Genomic DNA, 18,407 nt, shown 5'->3' on the forward strand with positions numbered 1-18,407 from the left:
CCCCGTCCCTTCCCCGCGGACTTCCGTTGCCCTTGGACCTTCAGTTGCTTGTGCCGGGATCGGCCTCAGGTTCGACATCAAGCGTCGCCGGTGGCGTCTGTGCCCGTTCTGCTTCCAGCTTGCGCCAGCGACGGACATTGGCATTGTGCTCGTCCAGTGTCGATGCAAAAGCGTGCCCGCCAGTACCATCCGCGACAAAATAGAGGTCGTCGGTCTTCCACGGATGCGCAACCGCTTCGAGCGCTGCCCGTCCCGGATTGGCGATCGGGCCTGGCGGCAGGCCGCGGATCACATAGGTGTTGTAAGGCGTTTCCTTGCGGATATCAGACTGAAAGATCGGACGATCCGCTGGCTTTCCATCGCCACCGAAGAGACCGTAGATGATGGTTGGATCGGACTGCAGACGCATCTTCTTGTTCAGGCGATTGATGAAGACCGAGGCGACATGGGCGCGCTCATCGTCCTTGCCGGTTTCTTTCTCGACGATCGAGGCCAGCGTGACAAACTCTTCCTTTGTCTGGACCGGAAGATCTGGATCGCGCTTTTCCCAGATCTGGTCGATCAGGCGGGTCTGGGCCGCCTGCATCTGCGCGACGATCTCGGCGCGCTTGGTGCCGCGGCTGAACTTGTACGTATCGGGACGCAGGCTGCCTTCGACAGGCAGTGTGGCAGGAAGGTCCCCTTCCAGGATCGGATCAGACGCCAGACGCTGGAAAATCTGCTTGACCGTCAAACCTTCCGGCAGGGAAACGGAGTAAAGGATCGACTTGCCGGATTCCAGCAACTCGGTGATTTCCTTCATCGAGACGCCGGCCTTGATTTCATATTCGCCGGCCTTCAGCGTCTGGCCATCCTTGAGATAGGTGGAGGTCACATAGCGATAGACACGGGCGTCTGAAATGATGCCATTGCGTTCCAGGTTGTTGGCAATCTCCGCCAAGCCTGCGCCATTGCGCACGACAAAGCTGCTATTGGCGACAAGCGGCCCCGGCGAATGATAGCTGTCCATCGCATAAAAGAAGATGCCGACGGCCGCCACGCAGACGAAAACAACCACAGTCATCAGGAAGTTCAGGAAGATCACCAGCTGACTATGCGCCTTGCGGGAGCGCCGCGGCGGCTCTGGCAGGCGCTCGGGCCGCAGGGCTTCCGCCGGCGACTTCGGAATCAATGGACCTTTGGCGGCCTCGGCGTCGCGGCCAAAGGGGGCACCGTTGTTCTGGCTGCTGCCATTCGAAATAGTGTCGGTCACCGGCAATCCTGCTTGATGGGTCTGTCGCGGCTGTTTCGGTCAGCAATGCGGCGAAAATCCGGGCCAATGCCACCCAAAAGACGCTGATCGGGCATTCGTTTTTAGCCGCGTCGACGGGGCGGCGACAAGTCTCCTTGTCACCTTTCCCAAGAGAAGGCCGGAAGGATGCTTCCGGCCCGGCATGATCAATCTTCGTAGCGCTTCAAGACCAGAGAGGCATTGGTGCCGCCAAAGCCGAAGGAGTTCGACAGGGCGACGCGAATATCACGCTTACGCGCCGTATGCGGCACGAGATCGATCTTGGTCTCGACATCGGGATTGTCGAGGTTGAGTGTCGGCGGCGCCACGCCGTCGCGGATGGCGAGCGTCGAGAAGATCGCTTCGACAGCGCCTGCGGCGCCGAGAAGGTGGCCGATCGCCGACTTGGTCGACGACATCGAGACATTGGCAGCGTGATCACCGAGCAGACGCTCGACGGCGCCAAGCTCGATCGTGTCGGCCATGGTCGAGGTGCCATGCGCATTGATGTAGTCGATGTCGGACGGCTGCAAGCCGGCGCGCTTCAGCGCCATGGTCATGCAGCGGAATGCGCCGTCACCATCTTCGGAAGGCGCGGTGATGTGGAACGCATCGCCCGAGAGGCCGTAGCCGACGACTTCCGCATAGATCTTCGCGCGACGCGCTTTGGCGTGCTCAAGTTCTTCGAGAATGACGATACCGGCGCCCTCGCCCATGACGAAACCGTCGCGATCCTTGTCGTAAGGACGCGAGGCTGCCGTCGGATCGTCGTTGCGGGCGGTCGACAGCGCACGGCAGGCGGCAAAGCCGGCAAGCGAGATGCGGCTGATTGGCGATTCCGTGCCGCCTGCAACCATGACATCGGCATCACCGAGTGCCACCAGGCGGGCCGCATCGCCAATCGCGTGCGCACCGGTCGAGCAAGCGGTAACGACCGAGTGGTTCGGACCGCGCAGCTTGTGGCGGATCGAGACCTGGCCGGAAGCGAGATTGATCAGACGCCCCGGAATGAAGAAAGGCGACAGGCGGCGCGGACCTTTGTCGCGAAGGATGTGGCCGGCTTCAACGATGCCTTCGAGGCCGCCGATACCAGACCCGATCAGAACGCCCGTGGCGCACTGCTCGTCGTCGGTTTTCGGCTCCCAGCCGGCATCCTTCAGCGCCATATCGGCAGCGGCGATGGCGTAGATGATGAAAGGGTCGACCTTGCGCTGCTCCTTGGGCTCCATCCAGTCGTCTGGATTGTAGGCACCCTCACCCTCTGTCGGGATACGGCAGGCGATCTTTGCAGGCAGATCTTCGACTTCGAACTCTGTAACGAGACGCGCACCGCTCTGACCAGCGATCAAGCGCTGCCAGGTCAGTTCCGTCCCACATCCCAGAGGAGATACCATGCCGGTACCGGTGATAACGACACGTCTCATCGTTCGTGGCCCACCCTGCAGTTATCGGCCAGGAACGGCCGGTGTTTGCTCACTATACAAGAAGGCCCGCAAAATGCGGGCCCTAGCAGACAGGACGGGCGAAGGCCCGCCTTCCGCAATCTGTTGATCGATTAGGCCTGAGCCTTCTCGATGAACTTCACGGCGTCGCCGACGGTCAGGATCGAGTCAGCAGCGTCATCCGGGATTTCAACGCCGAATTCTTCTTCGAAGGCCATGACCAGTTCGACGGTGTCGAGCGAGTCTGCGCCCAGATCGTCGATGAAGCTCGCGCCTTCGACAACCTTTTCAGCGTCAACGCCGAGATGATCAACTACAATTTTCTTCACGCGTTCTGCGATATCGCTCATGTCGGTACCTCGACCTTCTAATCTCAGAGGGAGCCCTAATGGCTGCCCTACCCTGCATCCCGCCGATGGATCCTGAAAGTTTCCACCAGCAAACCTGTTCGGCTCAATCCAGAGCGGTTTATGCAAACAAAAGCATAAACTTCGGCTCAAACGATGGAGCGACTGCTCACAGTCATGGCCCGCTTAACACGGTTTCAGCGCGCCGCAAAGCCAGAAATTCACCCCATCCCATTGGTCAACATCCTAATGTGACGGGTGTCTTTCCAGCAATCTTCTCAGATCATCGCCATGCCGCCATTGACGTGCAATGTCTGGCCGGTGACATAGCCCGCTTCGTTGGAAGCGAGGTAGAGCACGGCAGCTGCAATGTCAGAGCCTGCCCCCATGCGCTTCATCGGGATCGCGCCCATGATCGCATCTTTCTGCTTCTCATTGAGCTTGCCGGTCATGGCGCTTTCAATGAAGCCCGGCGCGACGCAATTGACGGTGACGTTGCGGGTCGCGATTTCCTGGGCCAGCGACTTGGAAAAGCCGATCATGCCGGCCTTGGAGGCGCAGTAGTTGGCCTGACCCGGATTGCCGGTGACACCGACGATCGAGGTGATGTTGATGATGCGGCCATGACGGCGACGCATCATCGGATGGGTCAGTTCGCGGGTCAGGCGGAAAACGGAGGTGAGGTTCACTTCCAGAACCGCATCCCAGTCCTCGTCAGACATGCGCACGAAGAGGCCGTCCTTGGTGATGCCGGCATTGTTGACGAGGATGTCGACACCGCCGAGCACTTCCTCGGCCTTTTCGCCGAGCGCCTTGACTTCGGCGCGATCGGAAAGGTTGGCCGGGAAGATGTGGACGCGATCGCCGAGTTCGGCGGCCAGCGCTTCCAGCTTCTCGACGCGGGTGCCGTGCAGGCCGACGATGGCACCCTGTGCGTGCAGCATGCGGGCGATTTCTTCGCCGAGGCCACCGGTCGCACCGGTCACGAGGGCCTTGCGGCCGGTCAGGTCAAACATGATGGTCTTCCTTGTTGATCGTTTCGGCGTCAGCCGTTCAATGCGGCAATCGCCGCCTCGATATCGGCAGGGCCATTGACGGCGACGCCGGAGATGTTCTTGTCAATGCGGCGGGCAAGACCGGTCAGCACCTTGCCGGAGCCGATCTCGTAGAGAGTTGTTACGCCATTCGCGCCAAACCATTCGACGGTCTCGCGCCAGCGCACCTGACCGGTGACCTGTTCGACGAGCAGGTCAGAAATTTCGGCGGCAGAGGTAACCGGGGCCGCGCGCACATTGGCGATCAGCGGCACGACCGGATCCTTCTTATCGACCTTTGCCAGCGCCTCGCGCATGGCGTCGGCAGCCGGGCCCATAAGCGCGGAATGGAAGGGTGCGGAGACCGGCAGCATGATGGCGCGCTTGGCGCCCTTTTCGCTCGCCAGTGCCGCTGCCTTCTCAACGGCGACCTTGCCACCCGAAATGACCAGCTGACCGCCGCCATTGTCATTGGCGATCTGGCACGGGCCCTCGGCCGCGGCCTCTTCGCAGATCACCTGCACATCGCCGTGCTCGAGGCCGATAATGGCGGCCATTGCGCCCTCACCCACTGGCACTGCTGCCTGCATGGCATTGCCGCGGATGCGCAGGAGACGGGCAGTATCGGCGATCGAGAAGGTGCCGGCTGCACAGAGCGCTGAATATTCACCGAGCGAATGGCCGGCGACAAAGGCGACCTTCGACGTGAGGTCGAGGCCCTTGGCTTCCAGCACGCGGATCACGGCCATCGAAACGGCCATCAGGGCCGGCTGCGCATTGGCAGTCAGCGTCAAGGTTTCCTCGGGGCCATTCCACATGATGTCGGAAAGCTTCTGGCCGAGCGCTTCGTCCACTTCTTCAAAAACGGCACGGGCTTCGGCAAAATTGTCGGCAAGATCCTTGCCCATCCCGACGGCCTGGCTGCCCTGGCCCGGAAAGGTGAATGCGACTGTCATGGGTCTTTCTCCCTGGGTTTTTGCCCTCCATTCACATCTTTGCCGTGGGAGTCAAGTGTCGGAAGCTGCATCCCCTGATCCGCAATGCGCGCCAGAGCTTTGTTCCCGTAGCAGTCAGGGAAGCTTGATGGCAAACCTGATGATCTTCCTACCAATCACATAGAGGGCGGTCCACAGTACGATACCCACGAGCGCGAGGTAGTGAAACTGAAATGCCTGGTCTTTTTTGATCAAGACAAGCGGTCGCGAGCGGGTCGGATCTGCTGTGTCGTAGAGGACATCTATCCTCTTGGCCATGGGCACGGCCTCACGCTCGAACCACCCTGTCTTCTGGCAAGGAAAATGCGATCGTTGGCGCATCACTTGACCATCCTCGGCCACAAAAGTGTACAGGATTTGATAGGTGCAGGAGCGCCTGCCTCTACGATGTTTGATTTCAACGTTTTGCACCTCGGCGATAGCTGCAGTCCAATGCTCGAGCTGCTGCTCCGCGATACGTTTGTTTTGGATATGTACGGGCAATACGAGACCTATCAAAATCGTGGATAAGACTAGCGCAAAAGCGTGCGACGCCAGCTTTGCCCGCTTCTCGTATTTCACTCTGTCCCTCCGGCATTTTGCACTCTTTATGCCTAGTTATCGAGCAAGGATGAATGCTCCATTACAGCGCCAAGGTGCACTCCAAGCGCGACCACCCGCTTTGCGCGGCTTTCAATCCGCAGAAAACTGGAGTCCATCATTGCGCGGTTGCGAGATGGCAATTCCTGATTATCTTTGCCACGACTTTGCGGCCTTTCAACTGGCCGACTTCCCCAATAGAGGCTACCCAATGAAAATGAACCGGCTCGGTCGCACCGATATCCAAGTCTCCGAAATCTGCCTGGGCACCATGACATGGGGCTCGCAGAACAGCGAGGCAGAGGCCTTCGAACAGATGGATTATGCGCTCGACCAGGGCGTCAACTTCTTCGATACCGCCGAACTCTATCCGACGACGCCGCTATCGCCAGAGACCTACGCGCTCACCGAGCGCCTGATCGGCAACTGGTTTGCGACTTCGGGCAAGCGCGACAAGGTTGTCCTCGCAACCAAGGTGGCGGGTGCCGGTCGTGACTATATCCGCGGCGGCGCGCCGATCACGGCGCAATCCATTCTGGACGCCGTGGATGCAAGCCTCGAACGTCTGAAGACAGATTATATCGACCTCTACCAGATCCACTGGCCGAACCGGGGTCATTTCCATTTCCGTGGCTCCTGGACTTACGATCCTTCGGGACAGGACAAGGCACGCACTGCCGACGAAATCCTGGAAAAGCTTGAAGCCCTCAATCTCTGCGTCCACGCCGGCAAGATCCGGGCGATCGGCCTTTCCAACGAGACCACCTGGGGCACACAGAAATTCCTGACGACTGCCGAAGAGAAGGGCCTGCCGCGAGTCGCGACAATCCAGAACGAATACAATCTCCTCTATCGGCATCACGATCTGGATCTCGCCGAACTCTCCCATCACGAGGATGTCGGCCTTCTCGCCTACTCGCCGCTCGCTGGCGGCATTCTGTCCGGCAAATATCTTGATGGCAGCAAGCCGGCGGGATCGCGCGGCGCAATCAATGGCAATATCGGCGGGCGACTGGTGCCGCAGCAGCAAGCCCCGACGCGGCTTTATGTAGAGCTTGCCCGCAAACATGGCATGGACCCGTCAGCCATGGCCATCGCCTTCTGCCTGACACGACCCTTCATGGCCTCGGTCATCATCGGCGCCACGACGATGGAACAGCTCAAGATCAACATGTCCGCAGGCGAGCTGAAGCTTTCAGCGGAGTTGATCGACGACATTGCCGCCATCCATCGGGATTTCCCCATGCCGATCTAGAGAGCATGCCACCCGAAACGCGGTCGCTTCGGCGCCGGAAAACATGACAAAGACAAACACACAGAGCAATTGCGGCGATCCCTGATCGCCGAGCTGCTCTGTGTGATCTCAACAGCCGGACGACGACGTCAAACGGCTGCTGACAAAAATGTGAAGTCAGTTGACCTGTACATATAGCTGAGCCATCGCCACCTGCCGCGGGATCAACCGAGCGCGATCCGCTCAAATCATGGGGGAAACTTTGGACTATCTTCTCGTTATTGGTGGCCTTGTCGGACTTTACTACGGTGCAGAATGGCTGCTGAGAGGCGCCATAGCCCTGGCCCAGAAACTGGGCATACCGACACTGATCGTCTCACTCGTCATCGTCGGCTTTGGTACATCCATGCCGGAATTGCTGGTCTCCGTTCGCGCGGCGCTGGCGGGCTCCTCGGATATTGCGCTCGGCAATGTTGTCGGCTCAAACGCGGCCAACATTCTGCTGATCATAGGCATTTGCGCACTCATCTTTCCCATTACGCACTGGGACAAGGGCGTCAAACGGGACAGCTATGTGATGATCGGCGGTGCGGTTCTGCTGCTCGGCCTCGTGCAGTTTGACGCCATCGGACGTCTGGCCGGACTGCTGATGACTTTGGCCTTGCTGGCCTATGTCGGCTACGCCTATGTCAAGGGCAAAGGCGCAGTGGACGCGCTGGACAGTGAAGAGGTCAAGCACGAAACGCTTGGCGGCGGCTTCATGGCGCTTCTGATCATCGGCGGCCTTGCGACGCTGTTTGTCGGAGCAGAACTGCTTGTCCGCGGGGCGACCAGCATTGCACGCGACTTCGGCATTTCCGAAGCCGTGATCGGGCTGACCGTTGTTGCGGTGGGCACGTCGCTGCCGGAACTTGCAACCGGCGTCATGTCGGCCTTGCGCAAGCACTCCGATATCATGATCGGTAACATCGTCGGATCGAACATCTTCAACATCCTGTTCATCCTCGGCGTGACATCGCTCATTCAGCCGATTGCGGTTGCTCCGCGCTTCGGCAGCTTCGATGTCCCGGTGATGCTCGCCGTCACGATCGGCTTTGCGGCCCTGCTGCTCACCCATGTGGGCGTCCGCAGACTTGTCGCAGGCGCCATGCTCGCAGCCTACGGCGTTTACACCTTCGCACTCGTGCAGATCTGAACACAGCACCTGAAGAGATTGGTCAACCGATCCTCAGGATCGTTTGACCATCTTGCAGACCGAAGGAATATGGCAGCGCGCCACCCTTCAGTGCGCCCTTGTCGAGCGTAACGCTCAGCGCATCCTGACTGCCGGCAAAGCTTGCCGTCAGCGTCTCGCCTTGAACCACAATCTGGACATCGCGCTCGGAATATCCATCGAAGCGGATTGTCAGCGCGCCGTTCGATGCAATCTTGTCGCGACCATCACCACGGGCGAAGGCATATTCGGCGATCGCATTGTCAGCGGAGGTATCGGTCCGCTTGAAGACGACTGTATCGTCGCCGCGGCCACCGGAGGCAAAGATTCGTGTTCCTTCCAGCGTCAGCTTGTCGGCGCCGTCTCCCCCATCAATGCCAATCAGCGCATAGCCGGCCGCAGTGATCTGATCATCCCCGTCGCCACCGCTGACATTCATGATCAGGCGGGCCGAAAGCTCGGCAACGTCATCCCCCACGTCGAGCTCGATCGCGTCGATGAAAGAACCGGAGGCACGAAGCGTGTCTGCGCCCTCGCCCAGCGACACCGAAGCGAGATAGGCAGCCTTGGCGGTGACAAGATCTGCACCAGCACCGGTCTCGACGCCAAAGACGCTACGGCTGCTGAAGGTCATCTTGTCATCGCCGTCACTGCCGCTGGCCGCCGTAATGTGGCCAAGCGACCCGTCAACCGCAGGCTCCTGGGCAAGCGGGGCATCGCGCAGTGCAAGAATTTCGATGATCCGGGAGAGCGCCCGCTGCCCTGCCGTTTCCGATGGCACGCTTTGAGATTGCACAGATCGGATTGCTTCACGCACCGGAGCTTGCGACGGCGACGCAGTGAACAACTGCATCATGTAACTCGCCGCATTGGGATTGCGATAGAAGCTGTTGATCGTCGTCATCGGCAGATACCCGGATCAGGTGTAAGATCGCCACGATATCGCGGCTTTCTTCAGGAAGATCTTACATGCTGCTTGCCCGTCACCGAAGCGTTACCTGACCCTTCAGTAAGGAAAGCGTTAACGGGAACGTGAGGCCCAGTGCGCGTGAAAACGGCAACCGCACTTGCATTCCCAGCCAAAGCGCGTATAAGCGCGCCGTTCACAACACCCGGTCTCCCGGCTGGTGGCTGAACGGAGGGCTGGCAGGTCGCTTGGCTTGCAGCAGGAACTATTAAGGGTTTCCGGCCTCCCGTGTCTCCGCTCTCGACCGTCTCGAACACACTACTTTTCTTGCCGCGGCTTGCCGCTCAGGAGCAGTCTGTGAGGCTTAGCGCCGGATCCGGGTGACGACAACCGCAAGAAAAGGCAAAGCTTACATGGCTCTTTACGAACACGTATTCCTTGCCCGGCAGGATATGTCCGCTCAGCAGGTTGATGCCCTCGTCGAACAGTACAAGGGTGTCCTCGAAGCTAACGGCGGCAAGGTCGGGCGCGTAGAAAACTGGGGCCTCAAGTCCCTGACCTACCGCATCAAGAAGAACCGCAAGGCTCACTACGCCCTCATGGACATCGATGCTCCGGCAGCCGCCGTCCATGAAATGGAGCGCCAGATGCGCATCAACGAAGACGTTCTTCGTTACATGACCATCGCGGTCGAAGCCCACGAAGAAGGCCCGTCTGCCATGATGCAGAAGCGCGACCGCGACGACCGTCCGCGTCGTGATGGCGACGATCGTGGCCCGCGCCGCGATTTCGGCGACCGTGGCCCGCGCCCGGACCGTGGTCCGCGTGAAGGCGGCTTTGAGCGTCGTCCGCGCGAAGACCGCGCGTAATCTGTAGAACAGGAGAAATTACAATGGCTGATGCATCCTCTTCTCAGGCCCGCCGCCCGTTCCATCGTCGTCGCAAGACCTGCCCCTTCTCGGGCGCGAATGCACCGAAGATCGACTACAAGGACGTTCGCCTCCTGCAGCGCTACATTTCCGAGCGCGGCAAGATCGTTCCTTCGCGTATCACTGCAGTTTCCCAGAAGAAGCAGCGCGAACTGGCCCAGGCCATCAAGCGCGCCCGTTTCCTCGGCCTGCTGCCTTACGTTGTAGCATAATTGAGCTGACGACCCGCTGATTAAGAGTCAGCGGGTCGTTATCCCTTCCGCGTTGGGCGCGGATCGGAACCGAATGCCTCAAGGCGCGATATCAGCGGCTTAAGGTGAAAACCCATGTTGGGGATGCTTTTGCGACAGCGCATTTGGCCCTCCCCTAACTGCTAGAACCAGCAGGACAGCGACGTTGAAAAAACTGGATGCAAAATTGCTGAGGACCGGCTTTCTCGCCGGCATTACCGCCGCCCTGCTCGTGCTGGGTGCTGCGGCACAGCCTGCCTTTGCATCGATCCTTTACGCGGCGTCCGCGCTTCCCGTTCTCATCGTCGGCCTCGGCTGGGGTAATACTGCCTCGATCACCGCCGTTCTGACGGCTGCCCTGCTCGGCACGATCAGCGTTTCGCCGATGTTCGCCTTCGGCATGGCGCTTTTCACGCTGGCTCCGGCCGCATGGATTGCGCATCTGGCAAGCCTTGCGCGGCCGGCATCGGAAATCGGCGGCCCCGAAAACCTGATTGCCTGGTTTCCGCTCTCCGACATTCTCCTGCAGCTCTGCGGCTTTGTCACCGCCGCCGTTATCCTGCTCGGCATCATCATCGGCTTCGGTCCGGAATTCACCGGCCAGCTGATCGACGCCATGATGCAGGCGATGAACGACAGCGACCCTGCCATGATGCCGGATGCCGGCGCAGTTGAGCAGTTGAAGCGTACCATGGTGCTGCTCCTGCCAATCATCCAGTCCGGCAGCTGGGTCATGCTGCTCCTGGCCATGTATTACATCGCCATGCGCGTCGTCACCGCTTCGGGTCGTGGTCGTCGTCCGCGCGACGATTTCCCCTCGACGCTTCGTATGGGGCGGGTTGCACCTTTCGTTTTCCTTGGCGGCATGCTGGCGGCCTTTGCCGGCGGCGTTCCGGCGATGATCGGCGCCACCGTTTGCGGCGCCTTCGGGGCCGGCTTCCTCGTGGCGGGCTTTGCCTCGCTGCACGAAAGGACGCGCGGCAAGGACTGGCGCGTGCCGGCCCTTGTGCTTGCCTATCTCTCATCGATCATGCTGCTGCCGCTCGTGATCCCACTGATCATCGGTCTTGCCGACACCAGGCGAACCGTTGCCCTGACGCCGGCCCGCAAGGCCGATACCCCTTCAACAGACACAAACGATTGACCACAGAAAGGAAGAGAATCATGCAAGTCATTCTCCTGGAACGCATCGCCAAGCTCGGCCAGATGGGCGAGACCGTTAAGGTTCGCGACGGCTTCGCCCGTAACTACCTGCTGCCGCAGGGCAAGGCGCTGCGCGCCAACGAAGCCAACAAGAAGCGCTTTGAAGCCGAGCGCGCAACGCTCGAAGCCCGCAACCTCGAGCGCAAGTCGGAAGCCCAGCAGGTTGCTGACGCGCTTGCCGGCAAGTCCTTCATCGTCGTCCGTTCGGCTGGCGAAACCGGCCAGCTCTACGGTTCGGTTGCCGCCCGCGACGTCGTCGAGATCCTGGCCGCAGAAGGCTTCAACGTCGGCCGCAACCAGGTCGAGCTGAACACCCCGATCAAGGCCATCGGCCTGCATCAGGTAACGCTGCACCTGCATTCGGAAGTCGAGCTCACCGTTGAACTCAACGTTGCCCGTTCGGCTGAAGAAGCAGAGCGCCAGGCCAAGGGCGAAAGCCTGACCTCGGCCGACGCCATCTACGGCGTTGACGAAGATGCCCTGCGTCCGGAAGATTTCTTCGATCCGGAAGCCGACATGGACGGCGAAGACGAGTAATCGTTTCCGGCTCGTCACCTGACGCGCCAAGAAAAAAGCCCGGCCCTGCAATAGCAAGGCCGGGCTTTTTCGTGGATTATTGCTCCGTCAGGCCGGGTCGACGGCCTTGTCGATCTCGACGACGACGGACATGCCGGGTGACAGAAGGTCACTTACATCCTGCTCGGGATCGATCGAGATGCGGACGCCCATCCGCTGGGCGATCTTGACGAAGTTGCCGCTGGCATTGTCGGGTTTGATCACCGAAAATTCCGAACCGGCCGCGGGTGAGAAGCGCTCCACCTTGCCTTTCAGAATACGACGATCGAGCGCATCGACACGGATATCGACCGGTTGACCGACCTGCATACCGGCAAGCTGGGTTTCCTTGAAATTGGCGATGACCCAGACATCCGAGGGTACCACTGCCATCAGCTGGGTTCCGGCGGAGACGAACTGACCGACGCGGGCGCCGACTTCACCAAGCTTGCCATCCCGCGGGGCGCGGATTTCGGTGTTGGAAAGGTCGATCCTGGCGAGTTCCACCTGCGCCTCGGCATTGGCAACGGCGGCCTCCAGCGACCCCCTGTTGACGATGATAGTCTGCAGATCCTGACGGGCGACTTCGACACCTGCTTTAGCCTGGGCCATGCCTGCACGGGCCCGATCAAGGGAGGCTTGGGCCTGCTCCTGCGCGCTGGTTGCCACAACGCCGCTGCGCGTCAGGCTGTTTTGTCGATCCGACTGGCTCTGCGCCTGCTGCAGATCGGCAGCGGCGGCATCAACGGAAGCCTCGCTCGAGGCGATGCCCGCCTGTGCAGCCACTTCCTGTTGATGGGAATTGTTGAGCGCTGCCTTCTGTGTGGCAAGGGCCGCCTCCGCCTGAGCCAGCTTCTGGCGATAGATGCGGTCATCGATGCGGGCGAGCAACTGGCCCTTCTCGACCTTCTGGTAATCCTGAACGGGGATCTCGACGACATAGCCGCTGACCTGCGGGCTCAGTGTCGTGACATAGCCGCGGACATAGGCGTTGTCGGTCATTTCGACGGAACTGGTGAAAGGCGGCAGCCGCCAAGCGTAGAGCACCAGCGAGGTGCCGATCAAGGCTCCGAGGATGACGAGCAGGGTAACGGGTGTGAATATCTTCTTCAGCATGGTCGTGGTTCTTTCGAGACGTCAGGATTGGGTCATGGGCTCGGCTGGAACGGCACGCACAGCGCGGATCCGGTTCCAGGCGAGATGCACGAGCAGAACGACAAGCGCCATGGTCGTGACGACGGATATCAGGAGGAAGGTGTCGGCGTAGGCGAGCACATAGGCTTCGCGCGTCACCTGTTGCGCCAGGAGCGTCAGGCCCTCGGCATTGAGAATGGCGGGGTCGGTGATCACCTTGCGGTAGGCGGCCGACAGCTGGCCGACACGCTGCGCGACCTCGGGCCGCGTCAGGAGGATGTTCTCCACCAGCACGTTGGAGTGGAACTTCTCCCTGATCGTGACGAAGCTGCCGAGGGCTGCCGTCGTCAACAGGGCACCGGTGATCTGGGTGAACAGGAAGATCACGATGAAGTTGACGATATAGGTCGGCCCCTTCTGGAGCGCGCCCATGAAGCCCTTCGCCATGACCGGCGGCAGGAACATCGCCGCGCCGAAGGCGATCATGCCCTGGCTCAGATACATCTGCTCGGGCCGCGTCAGGTTGGTTGCCTGGCTATCGAGATAGGCCCCGATGGCAATCAGGCCAAGCGCGATGACATGGGCGGTTTCGACGTATCGCGAGGACATCAGCACCATGCAGAACATGGCGCCGCCGACGGACGCCAATATGACGAGGAACCAGAGCGTGAATTGCTGGTCGTTGAGCAGGCCAAGCTGCTGAAAGAAACTGACGGCCGTCGAGGACTGCTCCGACGACACCGCGCGGAAGACAAGAAGGACTGCGGCCATGTGCAGGTTGGGACGAGAGAAAATCCAGCCAAAGTCGAGCATTGGATTTTCACGCCGCGATTCAATGATCGCCGTCAGTGCGAGGAAAAGGATCGATGCGGCCAGCAGCACCCCGAGCCACCAGGTCTCGAACCACCAGTAGAGACGTCCAAGCGTCAGGAACACCGCGAGACAGCCGATGCCCGTGGCCATCAGCAGATAGGAGAGGATGTCCATCCGCTCGATGACTTTCGCGCGCGGCGGAGGCGTGACGGGCAAGGCGAAAATCACGGCCATGGAGATCAGCGCCAGACCGACCTCCAATGTGTAGAGAGCGTGCCAGCCGTCAATGTCGAGAAGCGTCGGCGAGATCATCCGCGCGATCGGGGCGGACAGGAGGGTGCCGAGAAGCGCCACATTCAGGCCCTGATTGAGCTTGCGATGCAGCGGAAAGGCTTCAAGCACGTAGAGAAAGCCGAGGGACGAAATCGGCGCAGCCGCACAGCCGCTGATGAAGCGAACGACCAGAGCGGAGTGCAGATCGTCGACGAAGAGGTTGAGTGAGGAGGCGAGCACGAAGATCAAAATGCTCCACTCGGCAAAGGGCCGCAGGCCATATTGCGTCCGCACCTTGAAGAGCGCGATCGACAGCGTGGCATAGGGCGCCATATAGGCTGCCGACAGCCAGGCCGCCTCGACCACCGTTGCCGAGAACTCGCCCTGCAACTGATAGAGATTGGCGTTGACGATGTTCATGCCGAGCCCCTGCGTGATGAAGAGCAGCAGACCGGACGCAACATAGATGACGGCAAGCCAAAGTGGCTTCGGCGGCGGCGCTTCAGGCGCCGCCGGCTGAGCGGGCGAAGCTTCGACGGTGCTCATTTCCGTGCCTCCTTGGGGTTCAAGCTCTGCAGATTGCCCGCCAGTCGCCTGACGACCGCAAGCGCGACATCGATCTCGTCCTCGGTGATCGTTTCGGTGATGGCGGCACGGAGGCCGGTCGCCATGACGCGCATCCTGTCGAAGGCCGCCTCGCCTGCCGCGGTCATCGCAATACGCTTGGCACGCCGGTCGGTCGCATCCTCGGTGCGCAGGATGAGGTTCTGCTTCTCCAGGCCGTCAAGCACCCGGACGAGGGTTGGCGTCTCGATCTCCAGCTCTTCCGCCAACTCCTTCTGGGTGAGCGGACCGCGGCGGGCGATGGCAAAGAGTGCTCTCGCACGAGCGAGCGTCAGCCCCTCCTCGCGGACGGCTGCGTCGAAAAAGGCCCGCAGCTTCCGGTTAAAGGCCGACATCTCGTCAAACAGTTGCTCGTTCTTGGATCCGCGACTCATAGTGATCAGCCATATAATTAGGTTGCTATCTATATTATGCCTAATTAATTGGTTGCTTGCGGAAATCAAGTTCGGATGCGGGATGGCAGCCATGCAGGGAGAGCATGGTGGTCTCGTGCCCTTGAGAACGGCTGAATTGTTCCATGGTTCCACGCGGGTGCGGCGCCGGACCGAGCTTTTTTGGCGCCAAATTCCCGCCAGCCTCTGCTAAGTTCGGGCATGCCCGAAGCGATTCGCGAGAGATCACAGTCAACCGAAAATGTCGGTTTGTTACTGTTTTAATTTCGGCACGGCATGACAGCCTGTGAATCAATGTGGGTTGATGTCGAAGCCGTATCGCTGGCCCTCGTAATGGCTATGGTGCGACCTCTACCGACAGATGAATTGGACATGATTGCATGAACGAAGCTGCGCGCAAATTGAGTTCCGTCGAGCCGGCTGAGCCGCTCTACCGGGAAGCCCCGAACAATATCGAGGCGGAACAGGCGTTGCTCGGCGCGATCCTCGTCAACAACGACGCCTATTACCGCGTGTCGGACTTCCTGAAGCCGGACCACCTGTACGAGCCGCTGCATCGCAAGATCTTCGAGGTCGCCTCCGAGATCATCCGCATGGGCAAGACCGCCAACCCGGTGACGATCAAGACCTTCCTCCCCTCCGACCAGCGCGTCGGCGACCTGACGGTTGCGCAATATCTCGCCCGCCTTGCCTCCGAGGCCGTGACGATCATCAATGCCGAGGACTATGGCCGGGCTATCTACGATCTGGCCTTGCGCCGCTCGCTGATCCAGATCGGCGAGGATGTCGTCAACATCGCCTATGACGCGCCGCTCGACATGCCGCCGCAGGCGCAGATCGAGGATACGGAGCGACGCCTGTTTGCGCTTGCCGAAAACGGCCGCAACGACGGTGGTTTTCAGTCCTTCTCCGATGCCGTCGCCCAGGCCGTCGACATGGCGGGTGCCGCCTTCGAGCGCGACGGCAATCTTTCGGGCATCTCGACGGGCATCCTGTCGCTCGACGCCAAGATGGGTGGCCTGCAGCGCTCCGACTTGATCGTTCTCGCCGGACGTCCGGGCATGGGCAAGACCTCGCTTGCCACCAACATCGCCTGGAACATCGCGGCGGCCTATGAGCCGGAAGTCATGCCGGATGGGTCGTTCAAGGCAAAGAACGGCGGCGTTGTCGGCTTCTACTCGCTTGAAATGTCCGCCGAGCAGCTGGCCACCCGTATCATGTCCGAGCAGACGGAAGTCTCCTCGTCAAAAATCCGCCGCGGCGACATTACCGAGCACGAATTCGAAAAGCTGGTCGGCTTCAGCCAGACGATGCAGAAGACGCCGCTCTTCATCGACCAGACCGGTGGTATCTCGATTGCCCAGCTTTCGGCCCGCGCCCGCCGTCTGAAGCGTCAGCGCGGCCTCGATTTCCTCGTGGTCGACTATATCCAGCTGATGACCGGCTCGGGCAAGTCGGGAGAAAACCGCGTCCAGGAAATCACCGCGATCACCACGGGCCTGAAGGCGCTCGGCAAGGAGCTGAACGTTCCGATCGTTGCCCTTTCGCAGCTCTCCCGTGGCGTCGAAAGCCGCGAAGACAAGCGCCCGCAGCTCTCCGACCTTCGTGAATCCGGCTCGATCGAGCAGGACGCCGACGTGGTACTCTTCGTGTTCCGTGAGGAATACTACGTCAAGAACATGGAGCCCCGCGACCTGTCCGATCCGAAATATCCGGAATGGGAACAGCACATGGAGAAGGTCAAGGGCACGGCCGACGTCATCATCGCCAAGCAGCGTCACGGACCGACCGGCACGGTCAAGCTCGCCTTCCAGTCGGAATTCACGCGCTTTGCGGATTTGGCCGAGCCGAGCTTCATTCAATACGAAGAGCCGTAAGACTTCGGTCCCTTCTCAAGCAATGGCCGGCCCTGCGCCGGCCATTCTGTTTTCCGACAAGCTGCCGCCGAGCGATACCTTGTGCACAGCGGCGAAATCTTTCGCGCCGCACTTACCCCTCCCGGCAAAACTGCTAGGGTTTGCCATCCTTCCGATAGCCGATGGCCATGATGACAGACCGATTTACCATTTCCGACGCGCCCGAGGAGTTCCTCGCTGCTCCCCTTCGCCTAACGATCGATCTCGGCGCCATCGCCGACAACTGGCGCACAATGGCGCGCCGGTCGGGCAAGGCGCGCTGTGCGGCGGTGGTCAAGGCGGATGCGTACGGCCTTGGGATCGAGGATGTCGGCCAGACCCTCTACCATGCTGGCGCACGCGATTTCTTCGTGGCAGTGCCGGCCGAGGGGGCGACGCTTCGCCCCTATGCACCCGAGGCTCGCATCTTTGTCCTGTCCGGCATATGGCCAGGCCAGGAGGAGATCTTCTTCGATCACGACCTCGTGCCGGTGATTGCCTCCGAGGAGCAGCTCGCCTTCTGGATGAGTCTCCTGTCCGATCGCGGCCCCTATCCTTGCGCCCTGCAGGTCGATACCGGCTTCAACCGGCTCGGCCTTTCGCTTGATGACGCGCTGGCGCTGGCCGACGACGTGTCGCGGCCGCAAAGCCTCGAACCCGTTCTGATGATGAGCCACCTCGCCTGTGGTGATGACGCGAAGTCACCAATGAACAGGGCACAACTTCAGGCTTTTCAGCAGGTTGCCGAGGCTTTCTCAGGCATCGAATCCAGCCTTTCTGCCTCCGCCGGCATCTTTCTCGGTCCCGAATACCAATTCGATCTCACCCGTCCGGGGATCGCGCTCTATGGCGGAGAAGCCCTTTCTGGCGCGCAGAATCCCATGCAGCCGGTGGTGAAGGCGGAAGCGCGCATCCTCCAGATCCGCGAGGCCAAGGCCGGCGAGAGCGTCAGCTACGGCGCTTCGCACCGTCTGACACGTGACAGCCGACTGGCGATTGCAAGCGTCGGCTACGCGGACGGCTATCTGCGCAATCTTTCCGGTTCAGGCACGGCGCTCAGGGATGCGGGACTGCCGGGCGCCGAAGCGGTCATTGCAGGCCACCGAGTGCCGGTGGTCGGACGCGTGACGATGGACCTGACGATCTTTGATATCACCGATGTTCCATCCGCTCTGGTGCGCAGTGGCGACTATCTCGAGCTCTTCGGCCCGGCCATGCTCGTTGACGAACTGGCCCGCGCAGCCGGCACGATCGGCTACGAGATGCTGACGGGTCTTGGGCTGCGCCACGAGAGAATCTATCTCGACGCAGACCTCTGAAAACATCCGATCGCTCTTG

General features: G+C 60.6%; 18 protein-coding genes. 8 read left to right on the forward strand and 10 right to left on the reverse strand.

Going from position 1 to position 18,407, the window contains the following annotated elements:
- Positions 1-40 precede the first annotated feature (40 nt).
- From mltG to FAA97_RS05755, 6 genes are all read right to left on the reverse strand, one after another.
- Positions 41-1,240 carry an endolytic transglycosylase MltG gene (gene mltG, locus FAA97_RS05730; RefSeq protein ID WP_168800946.1) on the reverse strand — a complete coding sequence of 400 codons (1,200 nt, stop codon included), beginning with the start codon at positions 1,238-1,240 and terminating at the stop codon, positions 41-43.
- 197 nt (positions 1,241-1,437) lie between these two features.
- Complete coding sequence (gene fabF, locus FAA97_RS05735) at positions 1,438-2,694, reverse strand: beta-ketoacyl-ACP synthase II (RefSeq protein ID WP_136597521.1); 1,257 nt, start codon at positions 2,692-2,694, stop codon at positions 1,438-1,440.
- A 131-nt stretch (positions 2,695-2,825) separates the two neighbouring features.
- The gene (locus tag FAA97_RS05740) at positions 2,826-3,062 is read right to left on the reverse strand and encodes an acyl carrier protein (protein ID WP_006727438.1); all 237 of its coding nucleotides are present in this window, start codon (positions 3,060-3,062) and stop codon (positions 2,826-2,828) included.
- Positions 3,063-3,337: 275 nt separating this feature from the next.
- A complete protein-coding gene (fabG, locus tag FAA97_RS05745; RefSeq protein ID WP_136597522.1) occupies positions 3,338-4,075 on the reverse strand; it encodes a 3-oxoacyl-[acyl-carrier-protein] reductase in 738 nt (245 codons plus the stop codon).
- A gap of 29 nt (positions 4,076-4,104) precedes the next feature.
- Positions 4,105-5,049 (reverse strand): ACP S-malonyltransferase, encoded by a 945-nt coding sequence (gene fabD, locus FAA97_RS05750; RefSeq protein WP_136597523.1) that lies wholly within the window; start codon positions 5,047-5,049, stop codon positions 4,105-4,107.
- 114 nt (positions 5,050-5,163) lie between these two features.
- Positions 5,164-5,649: a DUF3592 domain-containing protein gene (locus tag FAA97_RS05755; RefSeq protein WP_136597524.1), complete on the reverse strand. Its 486-nt coding sequence runs from the start codon at positions 5,647-5,649 to the stop codon at positions 5,164-5,166.
- Positions 5,650-5,878: 229 nt separating this feature from the next.
- Between FAA97_RS05755 and FAA97_RS05760 the strand changes: the two genes are divergently transcribed.
- Together FAA97_RS05760 and FAA97_RS05765 are read left to right on the forward strand one after the other, a co-directional pair.
- Positions 5,879-6,922 carry an aldo/keto reductase gene (locus FAA97_RS05760; protein ID WP_136597525.1) on the forward strand — a complete coding sequence of 348 codons (1,044 nt, stop codon included), beginning with the start codon at positions 5,879-5,881 and terminating at the stop codon, positions 6,920-6,922.
- A gap of 241 nt (positions 6,923-7,163) precedes the next feature.
- Positions 7,164-8,096, forward strand: coding sequence for a calcium/sodium antiporter (locus FAA97_RS05765; RefSeq protein WP_136597526.1), 933 nt, complete (start codon positions 7,164-7,166; stop codon positions 8,094-8,096).
- Between the two features lie 22 nt (positions 8,097-8,118).
- Here the strand turns inward: FAA97_RS05765 and FAA97_RS05770 are convergent, their stop codons facing one another.
- Positions 8,119-9,018 (reverse strand): RTX toxin, encoded by a 900-nt coding sequence (locus FAA97_RS05770; protein ID WP_136597527.1) that lies wholly within the window; start codon positions 9,016-9,018, stop codon positions 8,119-8,121.
- A 416-nt stretch (positions 9,019-9,434) separates the two neighbouring features.
- On the opposite strand from FAA97_RS05770, the gene rpsF reads away from it, so the two are divergent.
- The 4 genes from rpsF (at position 9,435) to rplI (ending at position 11,920) form a co-directional block, all read left to right on the forward strand.
- A complete protein-coding gene (gene rpsF, locus FAA97_RS05775; protein WP_136597528.1) occupies positions 9,435-9,890 on the forward strand; it encodes a 30S ribosomal protein S6 in 456 nt (151 codons plus the stop codon).
- A gap of 23 nt (positions 9,891-9,913) precedes the next feature.
- The gene (gene rpsR / locus FAA97_RS05780; protein WP_003502063.1) at positions 9,914-10,162 is read left to right on the forward strand and encodes a 30S ribosomal protein S18; all 249 of its coding nucleotides are present in this window, start codon (positions 9,914-9,916) and stop codon (positions 10,160-10,162) included.
- A 184-nt stretch (positions 10,163-10,346) separates the two neighbouring features.
- Positions 10,347-11,324 carry a DUF2232 domain-containing protein gene (locus FAA97_RS05785; protein WP_136597529.1) on the forward strand — a complete coding sequence of 326 codons (978 nt, stop codon included), beginning with the start codon at positions 10,347-10,349 and terminating at the stop codon, positions 11,322-11,324.
- 20 nt (positions 11,325-11,344) lie between these two features.
- Positions 11,345-11,920 (forward strand): 50S ribosomal protein L9, encoded by a 576-nt coding sequence (gene rplI / locus FAA97_RS05790; RefSeq protein WP_136597530.1) that lies wholly within the window; start codon positions 11,345-11,347, stop codon positions 11,918-11,920.
- Between the two features lie 87 nt (positions 11,921-12,007).
- On the opposite strand, the gene FAA97_RS05795 is transcribed toward rplI, so the two are convergent.
- From FAA97_RS05795 to FAA97_RS05805, 3 genes are read right to left on the reverse strand one after another with little or no spacing between them, the layout of a single operon-like run.
- Positions 12,008-13,054 (reverse strand): HlyD family secretion protein, encoded by a 1,047-nt coding sequence (locus tag FAA97_RS05795; RefSeq protein WP_136597531.1) that lies wholly within the window; start codon positions 13,052-13,054, stop codon positions 12,008-12,010.
- A gap of 21 nt (positions 13,055-13,075) precedes the next feature.
- Entirely contained in the window at positions 13,076-14,704 is a 1,629-nt protein-coding gene (locus tag FAA97_RS05800; RefSeq protein WP_136597532.1) for an MFS transporter, read from the reverse strand.
- Positions 14,701-15,156 (reverse strand): MarR family winged helix-turn-helix transcriptional regulator, encoded by a 456-nt coding sequence (locus FAA97_RS05805; RefSeq protein WP_136597533.1) that lies wholly within the window; start codon positions 15,154-15,156, stop codon positions 14,701-14,703. The genes FAA97_RS05800 and FAA97_RS05805 overlap by 4 nt, the downstream gene beginning before the upstream one ends.
- 398 nt (positions 15,157-15,554) lie before the next feature.
- Between FAA97_RS05805 and FAA97_RS05810 the strand changes: the two genes are divergently transcribed.
- Positions 15,555-17,051, forward strand: coding sequence for a replicative DNA helicase (locus tag FAA97_RS05810; protein WP_136597534.1), 1,497 nt, complete (start codon positions 15,555-15,557; stop codon positions 17,049-17,051).
- Positions 17,052-17,221: 170 nt separating this feature from the next.
- A complete protein-coding gene (alr, locus tag FAA97_RS05815; protein ID WP_136597724.1) occupies positions 17,222-18,388 on the forward strand; it encodes an alanine racemase in 1,167 nt (388 codons plus the stop codon).
- The last annotated feature ends 19 nt before the right edge of the window (positions 18,389-18,407 follow it).

This window comes from Peteryoungia ipomoeae, assembly GCF_004912165.1.
In the GTDB taxonomy this organism is placed as follows: Bacteria; Pseudomonadota; Alphaproteobacteria; order Rhizobiales; family Rhizobiaceae; genus Allorhizobium; species Allorhizobium ipomoeae.